At 65.9% G+C, this 13,188-nt stretch carries 15 protein-coding genes; 9 read left to right on the top strand and 6 right to left on the bottom strand.

All coding sequences use genetic code 11. The features are described from left to right. The first annotated feature begins 10 nt into the window (after positions 1 to 10). A complete protein-coding gene (locus tag VHL31_RS21005; RefSeq protein WP_329663192.1) occupies positions 11 to 475 on the top strand; it encodes a cupin domain-containing protein in 465 nt (154 codons plus the stop codon). Positions 476 to 553: 78 nt separating this feature from the next. Here the strand turns inward: VHL31_RS21005 and VHL31_RS21000 are convergent, their stop codons facing one another. The 3 genes from VHL31_RS21000 to ald are packed head-to-tail and all read right to left on the bottom strand — an operon-like array spanning position 554 to position 4,110. Beyond that, on the bottom strand, positions 554 to 1,471 hold the full coding sequence (locus VHL31_RS21000; protein ID WP_329663191.1) for a DUF2971 domain-containing protein: 918 nt from the start codon (positions 1,469 to 1,471) through the stop codon (positions 554 to 556). Between the two features lie 19 nt (positions 1,472 to 1,490). Next, complete coding sequence (locus tag VHL31_RS20995; RefSeq protein ID WP_329663190.1) at positions 1,491 to 2,984, bottom strand: PLP-dependent aminotransferase family protein; 1,494 nt, start codon at positions 2,982 to 2,984, stop codon at positions 1,491 to 1,493. Between the two features lie 13 nt (positions 2,985 to 2,997). Continuing rightward, entirely contained in the window at positions 2,998 to 4,110 is a 1,113-nt protein-coding gene (gene ald / locus VHL31_RS20990) for an alanine dehydrogenase (RefSeq protein ID WP_329663189.1), read from the bottom strand. A 268-nt stretch (positions 4,111 to 4,378) separates the two neighbouring features. On the opposite strand from ald, the gene VHL31_RS20985 reads away from it, so the two are divergent. Genes VHL31_RS20985 through VHL31_RS20970 form a run of 4 tightly spaced genes read left to right on the top strand, consistent with a single transcriptional unit; the run spans position 4,379 to position 7,816 of the window. Continuing rightward, a complete protein-coding gene (locus tag VHL31_RS20985) occupies positions 4,379 to 5,386 on the top strand; it encodes a TAXI family TRAP transporter solute-binding subunit (RefSeq protein WP_329663188.1) in 1,008 nt (335 codons plus the stop codon). Next, the gene (locus VHL31_RS20980) at positions 5,386 to 6,135 is read left to right on the top strand and encodes an ABC transporter ATP-binding protein (RefSeq protein ID WP_329663187.1); all 750 of its coding nucleotides are present in this window, start codon (positions 5,386 to 5,388) and stop codon (positions 6,133 to 6,135) included. Before VHL31_RS20985 ends, VHL31_RS20980 begins: the two co-directional genes overlap by 1 nt. Then, a complete protein-coding gene (locus tag VHL31_RS20975; RefSeq protein ID WP_329663186.1) occupies positions 6,132 to 6,941 on the top strand; it encodes an ABC transporter permease in 810 nt (269 codons plus the stop codon). The genes VHL31_RS20980 and VHL31_RS20975 overlap by 4 nt, the downstream gene beginning before the upstream one ends. Then, positions 6,857 to 7,816 carry a hypothetical protein gene (locus VHL31_RS20970; protein WP_329663185.1) on the top strand — a complete coding sequence of 320 codons (960 nt, stop codon included), beginning with the start codon at positions 6,857 to 6,859 and terminating at the stop codon, positions 7,814 to 7,816. The genes VHL31_RS20975 and VHL31_RS20970 overlap by 85 nt, the downstream gene beginning before the upstream one ends. 46 nt (positions 7,817 to 7,862) lie before the next feature. On the opposite strand, the gene pgeF is transcribed toward VHL31_RS20970, so the two are convergent. Genes pgeF through lgt form a run of 3 tightly spaced genes read right to left on the bottom strand, consistent with a single transcriptional unit; the run spans position 7,863 to position 10,518 of the window. After that, complete coding sequence (pgeF, locus tag VHL31_RS20965; RefSeq protein WP_329663184.1) at positions 7,863 to 8,621, bottom strand: peptidoglycan editing factor PgeF; 759 nt, start codon at positions 8,619 to 8,621, stop codon at positions 7,863 to 7,865. After that, entirely contained in the window at positions 8,618 to 9,712 is a 1,095-nt protein-coding gene (locus tag VHL31_RS20960; RefSeq protein ID WP_329663183.1) for a class I SAM-dependent methyltransferase, read from the bottom strand. The genes pgeF and VHL31_RS20960 overlap by 4 nt, the downstream gene beginning before the upstream one ends. Beyond that, positions 9,709 to 10,518: a prolipoprotein diacylglyceryl transferase gene (lgt, locus tag VHL31_RS20955; RefSeq protein ID WP_329663182.1), complete on the bottom strand. Its 810-nt coding sequence runs from the start codon at positions 10,516 to 10,518 to the stop codon at positions 9,709 to 9,711. The genes VHL31_RS20960 and lgt overlap by 4 nt, the downstream gene beginning before the upstream one ends. Before the next feature lie 157 nt (positions 10,519 to 10,675). Here lgt and VHL31_RS20950 point away from each other — a divergent pair, with 157 nt between their 5' ends. From VHL31_RS20950 to VHL31_RS20935, 4 genes are all read left to right on the top strand, one after another. Continuing rightward, complete coding sequence (locus tag VHL31_RS20950; protein ID WP_329663181.1) at positions 10,676 to 10,951, top strand: accessory factor UbiK family protein; 276 nt, start codon at positions 10,676 to 10,678, stop codon at positions 10,949 to 10,951. A 133-nt stretch (positions 10,952 to 11,084) separates the two neighbouring features. After that, positions 11,085 to 11,594 (top strand): YbjN domain-containing protein, encoded by a 510-nt coding sequence (locus VHL31_RS20945; protein WP_329663180.1) that lies wholly within the window; start codon positions 11,085 to 11,087, stop codon positions 11,592 to 11,594. Then, positions 11,591 to 12,418, top strand: coding sequence for a pyrroline-5-carboxylate reductase (gene proC, locus VHL31_RS20940; RefSeq protein ID WP_329663179.1), 828 nt, complete (start codon positions 11,591 to 11,593; stop codon positions 12,416 to 12,418). The genes VHL31_RS20945 and proC overlap by 4 nt, the downstream gene beginning before the upstream one ends. 25 nt (positions 12,419 to 12,443) lie before the next feature. Beyond that, positions 12,444 to 13,154 carry a helix-turn-helix domain-containing protein gene (locus tag VHL31_RS20935; protein ID WP_329663178.1) on the top strand — a complete coding sequence of 237 codons (711 nt, stop codon included), beginning with the start codon at positions 12,444 to 12,446 and terminating at the stop codon, positions 13,152 to 13,154. Positions 13,155 to 13,188 lie beyond the last annotated feature (34 nt).

Below are 13,188 nucleotides of genomic sequence, written 5' to 3'. Positions count from 1 at the left end.
GGAGGCAATCATGCGCGCTTTCCTTTTTGCCACGACGATTACTTGTGCCTGCTGCGCAGGCGCGATGGCGCAGGAGCAGAAGGTCCTTCCGATGGATGTCGATGCGATCCAGTGGGGACCTGCTCCTCCCGCCTTGCCGAAAGGTGCAGAGATCGCCGTCCTCTCCGGCGACCCCGGCGCAGCAGAGACGTTCACGCTCCGCCTGAAGCTCCCGGCCGGCTACAAGATCCCGCCACACCTGCACCCGCACAGCGAGCCGGTGACCGTCATCTCCGGAGAGTTGTTCTTCGGTAGCGGCGACAAGCTTGATGAAGCTGCGGCCGAGAGGCTCGGCCCGGGAGGCTATGTGGAGTTGCCCGCGGGCGTGAATCACTATGCCTTCGCGGAGGTCGACACCGTCATCCAGATCACCACGGAAGGACCGTTCGGCATCACCTATGCCAACCCGGCCGACGATCCCACCAGGAGCCAATAGGTGCCCCGGGCGCAGCGTCTGCCAAGGGACGCCGGGCGGCCAACCACCGTGCATATTCGACGCTGCGCGAACCCGCCCCTAGATCAGCCGGTACGGGATCTTCGATTCCGCTACTGCGCCCACATCCGTCCCGTATCCTCTCGCCCGCAGCAGATCGGCAACCGCGTAGCGGGTCGAATCGGGATAGCGGCACGGCCCCATGACGACCCCGGTCACTGGCAGCCTCGTATCGGAGGGGGTGGCTCCGTAGGTGAGCGGGATGTGCCGGGAGATCGTGGCGCGGCGCTGGACGAACTGCATGCGCTGGAGGTCGCCGTCGCGGAAGTAGTAGACGATCCGCCACTCGCGCTCCGCCTCGAACTTCGGGTGCTTCAGGCAGGCGGTGAGCGGGGCCAGGGTCACGATCCAGCTCGGCGCGAACTCTTCCGCCCAGGCGTCGACGGAACCGGCCGTGCGGTCGGCCAGCCCCTTGGCAAAAGCCTCGTCCGTCCAGCGGACGATGCGGCCGAGCAGGTCGTTCTGACGGTCCGGGTGATACTCGACCTTCAGGAGGTAGCTGGGCTGAAAGCAGCTGGCGCCGCTAAGGACAGCCGGATCGAACTCGATGGCGAAGCCGGCCTCGCCATCGGCATAGCCGCGCCACTGGCTCAATGAATCGCCGTCCTCGGTAAAGGAAGTCACATACACGCCAGTGGCCTCAGGCTTGATGCGTGTCAGCTGGTCGGCGATCCGGGCGAATGCGGCATGCGAGCGGGCGCATTCGTCATTCTTCACCGCATCGGCCATCCGCTGCTGCAGGAGCATGGTCGCGTAGGCCAACTCCATGCTGTCGTTCAGTGTGCCGATCTGGCTGGCCAGCAAGGTGCCGGTATTGATGATCTTAATCAGGCCATTGCCACCGGTGTAATGATACAGGGGCCTTGTCGGCCGTCCGGCATAGTCCAGAAGGCGCTCTACCAGGAACTCCTGTAGTTTCGACTGGAATTCCGGTGGCATGAATGCTGTCCGACGTCGATCATTCCCGCATCAGTCTTCCCAACAGCTGGATGCCGGGCTGGATCCTTTCTGTCGGGATCGAACTGAGGCCGAGCCGGAAGTAGTGCTCGGGCGGCTGCAAATCCGCAAAGAAGGGCAGGCCCGGCTCGATGAGCAGCCCATGGCCCAGGGCACGCTCCGCCAGGTGGGTCGCGTTCAGGTCTGGTGGGCCCTCCACCCAGGCGCCGCCGCTGCCCGGCCGCATCGTCCAGCGCAGGCGCGGCAAGTGCTGGCGCAGGCTCTCCTCCAGGACGCGCGCACGTTCGGCGAAGGCCTTACGCATGCGGCGCAGCACCGTCTCGTGGTGGCCGTGGGCCAGGAACAGCGCCAGCGCGCGCTGGTTGTTGGCCGGCGGGTGACGGAGCATCAGGCGGCGCAGGGCCCGCGCTTCCTTGATGACCGGTGCCGGGGCCACCACGAAGCCCAGGCGCAGGCCGGGGGCCAGGGTCTTGGACAGCGAGCCGACATGGATGACGCGTCCATCCCGGTCCATCGACTTGAGGGCTGGAACGGGCTCGTCGGCAAGGCCGTCGACCGTGTCGTAGTCGTCCTCGACGATGATCCGGTCGCCGGCCCTGGCATCCGCCAGCAGGGCTTCGCGGCGGTGGTGGGGCATGGTCACGGTGGTCGGGCACTGGTGGCCCGGCGTGAGCAGCACCAGGTCGCAGCCGGCGAGGCGGTTGTCGACCATCAGGCCGGCATGGTCCACTGGCAGCGGGCGCAGCCGGCTTGTCCGCAGCGCCAGGATGTTGCGGGCATCGGGGTAACCCGGGTTCTCGATGCCGACCGTGGTGTCGGGGCCGACCAGCAGCGAGGAGATGAGGTAGAGCGCCTGCTGGGCGCCCAGCGTGATGACGATCTCGTCCGCGCCGGCCCAGATGCCGCGCCTTGGCAGGACGCGGGTGCGCAACTGCTCGATCAGCTCTGGGTCGTCGCCGTCGATCAGGTCCTTGGCCCAGTCCCGCACTTCCAGGACCGACATGGCTTGCCGCACACAGTCGCGCCACTCGGCCCGGGGGAACAGGGTCGGGTCGTACTGGCCGTAGAGGAAGGGATAGCGGCGGTTCTGCCAGTCGTCCGGCTTGGTGATGTTGCGCTGGCCGGAAGGGGTCGCGATCAGCCGGCGGCTCCAGGCGACGGTGGAGCCGCCAGGGAGCACTGGCCTTGCGGGCGTGGTCGCGATGCGCGGCGCCACCACGAAGCCGGAGCGGGGGCGGGGCTCCAGGAAGCCTTCGGCCACGAGCTGCTGGTAGGCCAGGACCACGGTGTTGCGGGCGACATCCAGGGCTTCGGCCAGGGCACGGGACGAGGGGATGGCGGCGCCCGAGGGCAGGTGACCATCCAGCACCGCCCCGGTGATCATCTGGCGGATGCGGCTCTGCAGGGACCGCCCCTGGCCGGGGATCCGGGCGAACAGGAGCGCCCAGGGCACGGCCGAGGGACGCTCCCTGTTCGAGCCGATCCGTATGCTCATGCCCCGCTCACGCTCATCCGATATCGCCGCGGGGGGTGAAGGGCAGGTCCAGCGACTCAGCCACGGCCTGGTAGGTGAGCTTGCCGCGGGCGATGTTCAGGCCATCGGCCAGGCCCGGGTCCGCGCTGATGGCCCGGCTCCAGCCCTTGTCGGCGAGTGCCAGCGCATAGGGCAGGGTGGCGTTGTTCAGTGCATGGGTCGAGGTGCGGGCGACTGCGCCCGGCATGTTGGTGACGCAGTAATGGGTCACGCCGTCGACGACATAGGTGGGTTCGGCATGGGTGGTGGGCCGCGAGGTTTCCGCGCAGCCGCCCTGGTCGATCGCGATGTCGACGAAGACGGAGCCGGGCTTCATCGCGGCGATCATCTGCCGGGTGATGAGCTTGGGCGCGGCGGCACCGGGAATCAGCACCGCGCCGATGACGAGGTCGGCGCCGGTCACGTGCTGCTCGATGGCGTCGATGGTCGAGAAGATCGTGTTCAGGGTCGGGCCGAACTGGAGGTCCAGCTCGTAGAGGCGGTCGATCGAGCGGTCGATCACGGTGACGGCCGCTTCCATGCCCATGGCCATGCGCGCGGCATTGGTGCCGGACACGCCGCCGCCGATGATGACGACCTTGCCGGCCGGCACGCCCGGCACGCCGCCCAGCAGGACGCCGGAGCCGCCCTGCGCCTTCTCCAGGCAGTGGGCACCCACCTGGATCGACATCCGGCCGGCGACCTCGGACATGGGTGTGAGCAGGGGAAGGCGGCCGCGGCGGTCGGTGACCGTCTCGTAGGCGATGCAGATGGCGCCCGACTTCAAGAGGGCCTCGGTCTGCGGCCGGTCGGCGGCCAAATGCAGGTAGGTGAACAGGACCTGGTCCTCGCGCAGCATGGCGCATTCGTGGAACTGCGGCTCCTTGACCTTCACGATCATGTCGGCGCCGGCGAAGATCTCGGCCGCCGATCCGGCGATGGTGGCGCCAGCCTTGCGGTAGGCCTCGTCGTCATAGCCGATGCCCAGTCCCGCCTGCGTCTCGACGGTCACCTCGTGACCGTGATGGACCAGCTCGCGGACGCTGGAGGGGACGAGGCCCACCCGGTATTCATGGGTCTTGATTTCCTTCGGCACACCGACGCGCATGGTCCCGTTCTCCCGAGGACTGGCCTTGTCCACGTGCTTGACCGTAGAAGCTTGGCCATGCCGGCGCCAGCCTCTGGGCCCATCGGGTAGGCCGAACTGGCTCTAGAGCCGCGCCTGCATCCTGAGGGCTGGCCTTCCAGGAACCCGGTCCAGCTGCCAGGGGCGGTCACAGCCCGGCAGCAACCACCCCGATATCGGGCGTTTCGCCTTGGCAGGGTGGGGGCCGGGAACTATCTCCTAGCCGTCACACGTAGTTCCGAGGGACGCGATGTTCCTGTCCCGCCGCATGGTGTTGGGTTCGCTCGGTGCGGTCGCCGGGCTCACCCATCTGCCGTCGCCTGGGCAGGCACAGGGTTTCTTCCGGATCCGCACCGGTGCCCCGACGAGCACCTACTACCCAATCGGCACCGCGATTGCGGGGGTGATCGGCGCGCCGACCGGCGGGCGCCCCTGCGTGGAAGGCGGGGGCTGCGGCGTGGAAGGCCTTGTCGCCCTGGTGCAGTCGTCACGCGGCTCCGTCGAGAATGTCGACGCGATCGAGAGCGGCGAGGTGGAGAGCGGGTTCGCGCAGGCCGACATCGCCTACTACGCCGCCAATGCAGCAGGGCCGTTCGCGAATCGGCCGGCCTTCCAGAAGCTGCGCGGCATCTGCTCGCTGTTCGATGAGGCGTTGCATCTGGTGGTGGCGCCGACGTCAGGCATCGCACGCCTGGAGGACCTGCGCGGCAAGCGGGTGGCGATCGGGTCCAAGGGATCCGGCACGGCGGTCAGTGTGCGGGAGCTGCTGAAGGCGTTCGACCTGACCGAGAAGGACGTGCTGCTGGTCGAGATCGATGCGGTCGAAGCGCTCGGCCGGATGCGGGTCGGCACGCTTGAAGCCATGTTCCTGGTGGCCGGCGCACCGGTCGAGGTGGTCACCGAGGCGGTCACGTCGCTGGACGCGCAGCTCGTGCGCATCGATGGCGGTCCTCTGGACCGCCTCCTCGACAACCACCCGTTCTTCCGCCGCACCACCATCCCGGCCGGCACCTATGCAGGCACCTATGCAAGCCCCACCGTGGCGCTCCGCGCGCTCTGGCTGGTCTCGGCCGACGTGCCGGGCGACCTCGTCCGTGGCATCACCGCCGCCTTCTGGCACCCGCAGTCCCAGGCCTTCCTGCGCGATGTCCATCCAAGGCTGGCGGACCTCAGCCTGGAGCACGCGCTCGACAGCATGAACGTGCCGGTCCATCCGGGTGCTGCCGAGTTCTACCGCGCCGAAGGGCTCGCGCAGTGATGCAAGCCATTGCGGTTCGCGTGCAGGACCTGGTCAAGCGCTATGGCCAGGTCGTGGCGGTGGACGGGCTGAGCTTCACGATCCCGGCCGGGCGCACCACCGCCCTGCTGGGCGCGAACGGCGCCGGCAAGACCACGACGATCGCGATGCTGCTGGGTCTGCTGGCGCCGTCTGCCGGCCGGATCGAGATCTTCGGCCTGCCCATGCCCAAGGCACGCAACCGCCTCTTGCCGCGGATGAACTTCTCCTCACCCTATGTGGACCTGCCGCTTCGGCTGACCGTGCGGCAGAACCTGAAGGTCTACGCCGACCTCTATGGGATCCCGCACACGGGGCAGCGGATCGACGAGCTGACCCAGCGGCTGGACCTTGGCTCCTTCATCGACCGGCCGACCGGGCGGCTCTCGGCCGGTCAGAAGACCCGGGTCGTGCTGGCCAAGGCGCTGATCAACCGGCCGGACCTTCTCCTGCTGGACGAGCCCACGGCCTCGCTCGATCCCGACACGGCGGACCGGCTGCGCGGAATGCTGGCCGCGTACCAGCAGGAGCGGGGGGCGGCGGTGCTGCTGGCCTCGCACAACATGAACGAGGTCGAGCGGCTGGCGCACCATGTCGTGATGATGAAGGCCGGCAAGCTGGTGGCGGAGGGCTCGCCGGCACAATTGCTGGAGCGCTACGGCCGCGAGGACATGGAGGAGGTCTTCCTGGACATCGCCCGCGGGCGCTCGCGGGCGATGGAGGAAGCTTGAGCGCGCTCACCTTGTCGCTGCGCCGGATCCGCGGCGTGTTCCGCCGTCACTGGTACCTCCTGACCGCGTCGTGGCCGCGCCTCCTGGACCTGGTCTACTGGCCGACCGTGCAGGTGATCCTGTGGGGGTTCATCACACGATTCCTTGCCACCGAGAGCTCGCTGGTCGCCAATGCGGCCGGGATCTTCCTGTCGGCCGTGCTGCTCTGGGATGTCCTGTTCCGCGGCCAGCTGGGCGTCAGCCTGGGCTTCCTGGAGGAGATGTATGCCCGCCATTTCGGCCATCTCTTCACAAGCCCGCTGCGCCCCTACGAGCACGTGATCGCGGTTTTCCTCATCGCGCTCATCCGCGTGATGCTGGGCGTGGGTGGTGCTGCACTGCTGGCGATCCCCATCCACGGCTTTTGGATCGGCGGCGCGCTCGGCTGGTCGACGATCGCGTTCATGGCGGTGCTGATGGGCTTCGGCTGGGCGATCGGCCTGATGATCTCGGGCACGGTCATGCGCCTGGGCATGGGGGCGGAGAGCCTGGCCTGGGCCGCGATCTTCCTGATCCAGCCGATCTCGGGCGTGTTCTACCCGATCGAGACCCTGCCCCAATGGCTCCAGACGATCGCCTGGTGCCTGCCGACGGGGGCGGTGTTCGAGGGCATGCGAGCCGTGGTCGTCGACGGACGGTTCGATACCGGGCTGTTTTTCTGGGCGCTCGCCATGCTCGCGGTGTGGCTGGCGATCGCGGCGGGTGTGTACACGCTGCTGTTCCAGTCCGTGCGACGGCGGGGATTGCTGCTCCAGTCGGGGGAATAGCCCTCATTCGGATGCGGAACTACTTCATTAGGATAAAAAATTTACATATGGAGTGTAACCAAGTAGACCCGATATTGGGGCAGGAACAATATGTCAATAATAGAAGCATTGGCAGTATGCAAGTAGTTCTGCAGGGCTTGTTTTTGTTTTTAAGTAAGATTTGGATAAATCGTATCCATGAAAAAGATAAACTGCTTACGGCTACTAAGCTTGAGAACGCAAAAGCGGATCTTAATAACCAGATATTATTGCTGCAGTCGATGGTAAGCCATCTGGGTTCTTCTCATTCTGCTTTGTATGAAAGGAAGGCGGAAGCAGCAGGGAAATTATGGAACGCCTATCTCAGAATAAAAAGCAGCATGCCGTCAATATCTATAGTATATGATATAATGGGGGATGTTGAACTAGATTCCGCTATGGAACATAAGTTCATTTTTGATGGGATAAAAGACGTTGAGCCAATAAATCACAAAAGAATTTCTTCTGATGAAATTGTTCAAGTCGAGTCTCTTCGGCCTTTTCTCTCTGAGAGACTATGGTTTTTATTCTTTATTGCTAGAGCTATTATCTATCGAGTGCATTATTTGCTATGGGAGTCAAAAGTAAAAAATGAAATTCAGCCACTACATAAAGATCCAGGAATAAAGAGCATGCTTGAAAATATTCTTGCCAAGGAACAAATCGAGAGTTTTGAGCAGAAAGACATAAGCCGCCTTACATCTCTGATTCAAGTCGTTGAACAAACTCTGCTTTATGAGATAGATAATATCATAAGTAACAAAAGAGCTTCAGTCGAGATAGCAGGAAAATACAACGACGCTATCGAGATTTATAACGGCATGCTTGCGCAAATGGGTCGAGAAAATAAAGTTTGAACTGCTTCAGACAAATCGAAGCTTGTCTGAATGCGAGGCATTTTGTTCAGGCGATGACAATCCCGCTCGCCTGAGTCCCGAATGGTCCCCCACCTGCCAGTGTCGCCCGCCGGTAGCTGAAGAAGCGGCCCGGCTCTGCCACCGTGTCCAATCCACTCGCCTGGACCATTGTCACGCCCGCCCGGCTCAGGCGCAGGCAGACATAGGACTCCAGGTCGAAATAGGGCCGGCCACCGCGGCCAACGGTGAAGAAGCTCTCCGAGGCCGGGTCGGCTTCCAGGAAGCGCGCCTCGAACTCCGGGCCGACCTGATAGGAGCGGCGCTGGATGCAGGGGCCGACGGCAGCCGCGATGCGGCCCGGATCGGCGCCGGCCTCGGCCATGGCGGCGACCACGCTCTCGACGATCCCGTCCAGCGCACCCTTCCATCCGGCATGGGCGGCGCCGACGACGCGGGCGTGGGGGTCGCAGAGGAGGATGGGCGCGCAGTCGGCGGTGGTGACAGCGATGGCGAGGCCGGGCACCGTGGTGACCAGCGCGTCGGCTTCGGGCGCGTCGTCGGCGGCCCAGGGCTCGGCGACGCGGACGGTGGTGGTGCCGTGGACTTGGCGGGCGACGACCAGGTGCTCCGCCCCCAGGGATTCCGCGACGATCCGGCGGTTGGCCAGGACGTGCTCGCGCTGGTCACCGGTGCGCAGGGCCATGTTCAGGCTGTCATAGGGTGCAGCGCTGGTGCCGCCCTGGCGGCCGAAGAAGCCGTGCCGGATGCCCTGGCAGGCGTCGAGGAGCACGGTCGTGGTTCTCATGCAGGGCGTTCCTCGGCCGGGAAGCCAGGGGGCAGGGGCTGGCCGGCGGGCGCCACTCCCAGGACCTTGAAGAGACGGCCCATGCGGCGCGGGTCGATCAGGCGGTTCGTGCGGTTGCGGAGGTCAGCCGCCTGCGCGGCGTCGAGGCCATTGGCCAGCGCCTCGGTCCTGACCTCGATGCCGAGGTTGCGCAGGAACTCGCCCTGCGTGATCGGGCCAGCCACGGTGCAGCCGGCTGCCTGCAGGGCACGGACGATCGGGTTGAAGTCGACCCGGCTGGTAAGGTCGATCTCGCCGGGCAACTCGAAGGGGTCCGAGACCTTGCGATGGCCGCGCACTGCCTGGATCGTGTCGCCGGTGGCTCCATCGTACATCTCGCCATAATCGATCAGGAGAGCAGCGCCGCCGCTGGCCACCAGCCGCTGACCGACCGAAGCGGCCATCCGTTCCCTGGCCGGCGAGATCTCGTGTACGGCCCCATCCGGCGAATCCGGCAGGGAGGAGGTGAGCGGCGAGGGGCGGGGATCCAGCAGCAGGCCCAGATGGCCGCTGCCGCTCACACCCACCTTGCGCTCGAACCAGCGGCCGGACAGGCGTACCAACTGGCGCACCGGCAGGGCGTCGAACAGCTCGTTGGCCACGAGGTAGGTCGGGCCGGCCATGGGAACCTGATCCAGCGCGTCGAACCAGCGCACGGGCAGCCCGCGCAGCCGGTTGGTCTGGAAGGCGCGCAGCGACGCGCTGACCTCGACCAGGGCCAGCGGCGCCAGCGCCTCGCGCGCATTCGGCACGACTCCGAGGGCGCGCCAGGCATCCGCCATCAAGGTGCCCTTGCCGGGGCCGATCTCGGCCAGCGTCGCAGGTTGCTTCGCTCCGCCATCGAGCCAGCACTGCGCCAGGGCCAGACCGATCAGCTCACCGAAGAGCTGGGAGATGTCCGGTGCGGTGATGAAGTCTGCACCCAGCGGGATCTTCGTCGCGTAGTAGCCATGGCCGGGATGGTAGAGGCAGATCTGCCACCATTCGTCCTGGCGGATCGGCCCATCGGCCTCGACCTTGCGCCGCAGCAGCTGGAGGAGCTGCTCGCTCATGCCGCCCTGGCCACCGCCCGGGTCCGCAGGATCAGCCAGAGGCCCAACGCCGCCATGGGCAGGCAGAGCAGCTGGCCCATGGTCAGGCCGCCCAGCAGGTAGCCCAGCTGCGCGTCGGGCTCGCGGGCAAACTCGACCGTGAATCGCGCCACGGCATAGCCGAACAGGAAGACGCCGCCGATCAGGCCGGCGTTCTGCGGCGTGCGCGGCCACCTCGCGATCCACTGCACGATGACCAGGAGCACCAGGCCTTCCAGGAACGCCTCGTAGAGCTGGCTCGGATGGCGCGGCTCGGGGCCGCCATGGGGAAAGACGACGCCGAACGGCAGGTCGGTCACCCGGCCGAACAGCTCGCCGTTGATGAAGTTGGCGATGCGGCCGAACAGCAGCCCCACCGGCGTCACCGCCGCCACGGCATCGGCCACGTCGAGGAACGGCACCCTACGCGAGCGGGCGAACCAGCCCATCGCGATCAGGACGCCGATCAGCCCGCCATGGAACGACATGCCGCCCTGCCAGACCATCAGGATCTGGGCCGGGTCCTCTAGGTAGCTCGGCAGGTTGTAGAACAGCACATAGCCCAGCCGTCCGCCCAGGATCACGCCCAGCGTGATGTAGAAGAGGAGGTCGTCCACGTCCTCCGGCGTGATCCGCCAGCCAGGCCGCGTCACCAGACGCTTGGTCAGGAACCAGCCGAGCAGCAGCCCCGCCACGTAGGCCAGCGCGTACCAGCGCAGCGCGAACGGGCCGACCTGGACGATGACGGGGTCGATGGACGGGAATGGCAGGGCGAGGATCGGGGGCAAAGGGCATTCCAGCAAGCCGGGTCACGGCTGGTCATGCCCCTTCAAGCCCAGCGCTTCAAGCGGTGCGGATGGAACCGGCCGGACATCGTGGCCTTTGCGGCAGGCGAGAAAGACCCATATAGCGGAATGAACGTAGCCGTCGCTGATGGAGGACGAGATGCAGACCACGAGCCGGTTGTTCGACGATCTGGCCAAGGTGGCGAGCGGAGCGGTGAGCACGTTCGGGGCCGTGAAGGAAGAGGTCGAGACGCGCGTGAAGGAGCGTGTCGAGCGGCTGATGGCCGAGATGGACCTGCCCACCGCCGACGAAGTGGCAGCCGTGCGCGCGATGGCACAAAAGTCACGCGACGAGCAGGATCGCCTCATGGAGCGGATCGCTGCGCTGGAAGCACGCGTGGCGGCCCTGGAGAACCCTGCATCCGAAATCGCCTGATCCAACGGATAGTCATGGCTGACGCGTTGCGAGCCTGCAACGCCTGAGGCATGTTCGGGCCGGAGCGCGCCCGACGCCTTTTGTTGTTCTCGGATCCGTTATCGGATCCATTCGTCAGGAGAAGCCATTGACGATGATGCGCTCTGAAGTGGCGGAAGACGACGACGAGCTTGCTTCCAATCCACTCGAAATGATCGAACACTTGGCCCAGGTCCGCGAATGGGCCTGCGCCCGCAAGGACGATGACGAGCTGACGATCGAGGTGCCGGGCTCCTGGTGTCGCTATCAGGTGATGGTGACCTGGAATCCCGAACTGTGGATCCTGCATTTCACGACGGCGCTCGACCTCAAGGTGCCGGCGAAGAAACGCGAGCAGATTCGGCAGCTGCTGGCACTCGCCAACGAGAAGCTGTGGCTCGGGCATTTCGACCTGTGGTCGGACGAGGACCTGCCGGTGTTTCGTCACGGCGTGCTGGTGCGCGAAAGTGCCTTGCCTTCGATGGAGGTCATCGAGGACGTGATCGATATCTCGCTTGGGGAATGCGATCGCTTCTTCCCGGCGTTCCAGTTCGTGGTCTGGGGCGGCAAGAAGCCGGCTGATGCCATGCTGGCGGCGCTGCTCGAGACGGAGGGCGAGGCTTGAGCATCGACCAGCAGGGGGGCCTCGGCAGCGCCAGGGTCCTGCTGGTCGGGTGCGGCAAGATGGGCTCCGCCATGCTCAATGGCTGGATGGTGGCCGGGGTGGACCCGGCCAATGCAATGGTGGTGGAGCCCGGCGCCACGGCCGGCGTTCCGCGTGGCGTCACCTGGGTGTTCTCGGCTGACAAGCTGCCGGCCGACTTCGTGCCCGACGTCACCGTGCTCGCCGTCAAGCCGCAGATGATGGACGCGGCAGCGCCCGGCTTTCGTCCCTTCGTGGCAAAGGGCGGCCTCGTCCTGTCGGTCGCCGCCGGCAAGCGGATCGCCGCCTACGAGGGCTATTTCGGGTCCGACACGCCGGTTGTCCGGGCAATGCCGAACACGCCGGCCGCCGTCGGACGTGGTGCCAGTGTGCTGGTGGCGAATGCCAACGTCCGCCCGGAGCAACGCGAGCTGGCCGAGCGGCTGATGGCGGCGGTCGGCACCACGGACTGGATCGACGACGAGGACCTGATGCACGTGGTCACCGCCATGTCGGGTGGCGGTCCCGCCTATGTGTTCCTGTTGATCGAGGTGATGGCGGCGGCCGCTGCCAAACTCGGTCTGCCCGAAGATCTGGCCATGCGGCTCGCACGTACTACTGTGTCGGGAAGCGGCGAGCTGGCACGGCTGTCGCCCGAGCCGGCTGCCCAGTTGCGCCAGAACGTCACCAGCCCGAACGGGACGACCCAGGAAGCCCTGGCGGTGCTGATGGGCGAGGACGGCATTCAGCAATTGTTCGACAAGGCGATCGCGGCGGCAGCCAAGCGCTCGGTGGAGCTGGGCTGAGCCGTCCGATCCGGAGGGAACGGAAATGGCGAGGCGGTCGAAGAGCGGTGCGAACAGCGTTCCGCAGCAGCCGAACGACGAGCAGGCGACCCTGATCGAGCAGCAGCCTGCGCCGGAGCCCGTCGCACCGGAGCCTGACACCAGCGCCCGCGATCTGCTCGACACGGCCATGGCGATGATCGAGGCGGATGGCTGGTCGAGCTTCACCCTGCCGGGTCTGGCCCGGGAGCTGAACGTGTCGGTGTCGGAGGTGTACAAGCAGTTTCCGTCGCGGGCCGCCGTGCTGAACGCGCTGGGCAGACGTCTCGATTCCCAGATGCTGGACCTGTCCGGACAGGAGCTGGAAGAGCTGAACCCGCGCGAGCGGCTGTTCGAGCTGATCATGCGGCGCCTGGATGCGATGAAGCCTTACAAGGTGGCGCTGCGGAAGATCGGGCGCGATTCGCGAGGTGATCTCGAGACGGCGATGGTAGGCTTCGGCAATCTGAGCCGGGCGGTCATGGAACTCGTCGATGCGGCCGGTGTTCATGGTCCAGGCACGCTGCTCGCCAGGCATGCGGTCGGGCTGCTCTACGTCCGGGTCTTGCGCGTATGGATGCGCGACGACGATCCCGAGCAGGGCCGTACGCTATCGGAGCTCGACAAGGGCCTGGCGCGGATGGAGCGGACGGCGCAGAGCCTGCGTCGTTTCATGCCCAAGCGAAAGGCAGCGGCGCCTGCACCTGCGGCAGGATGATGCAGGACTGTTCATGCTGCGGTGCACAATAAAA

The organism is Geminicoccus sp. (genome assembly GCF_036263595.1).
GTDB lineage: Bacteria > Pseudomonadota > Alphaproteobacteria > Geminicoccales > Geminicoccaceae > Geminicoccus.
The sequence above is the reverse complement of the archived record's forward strand: the minus strand, read 5'-3'. Positions and strand labels throughout refer to the sequence as shown.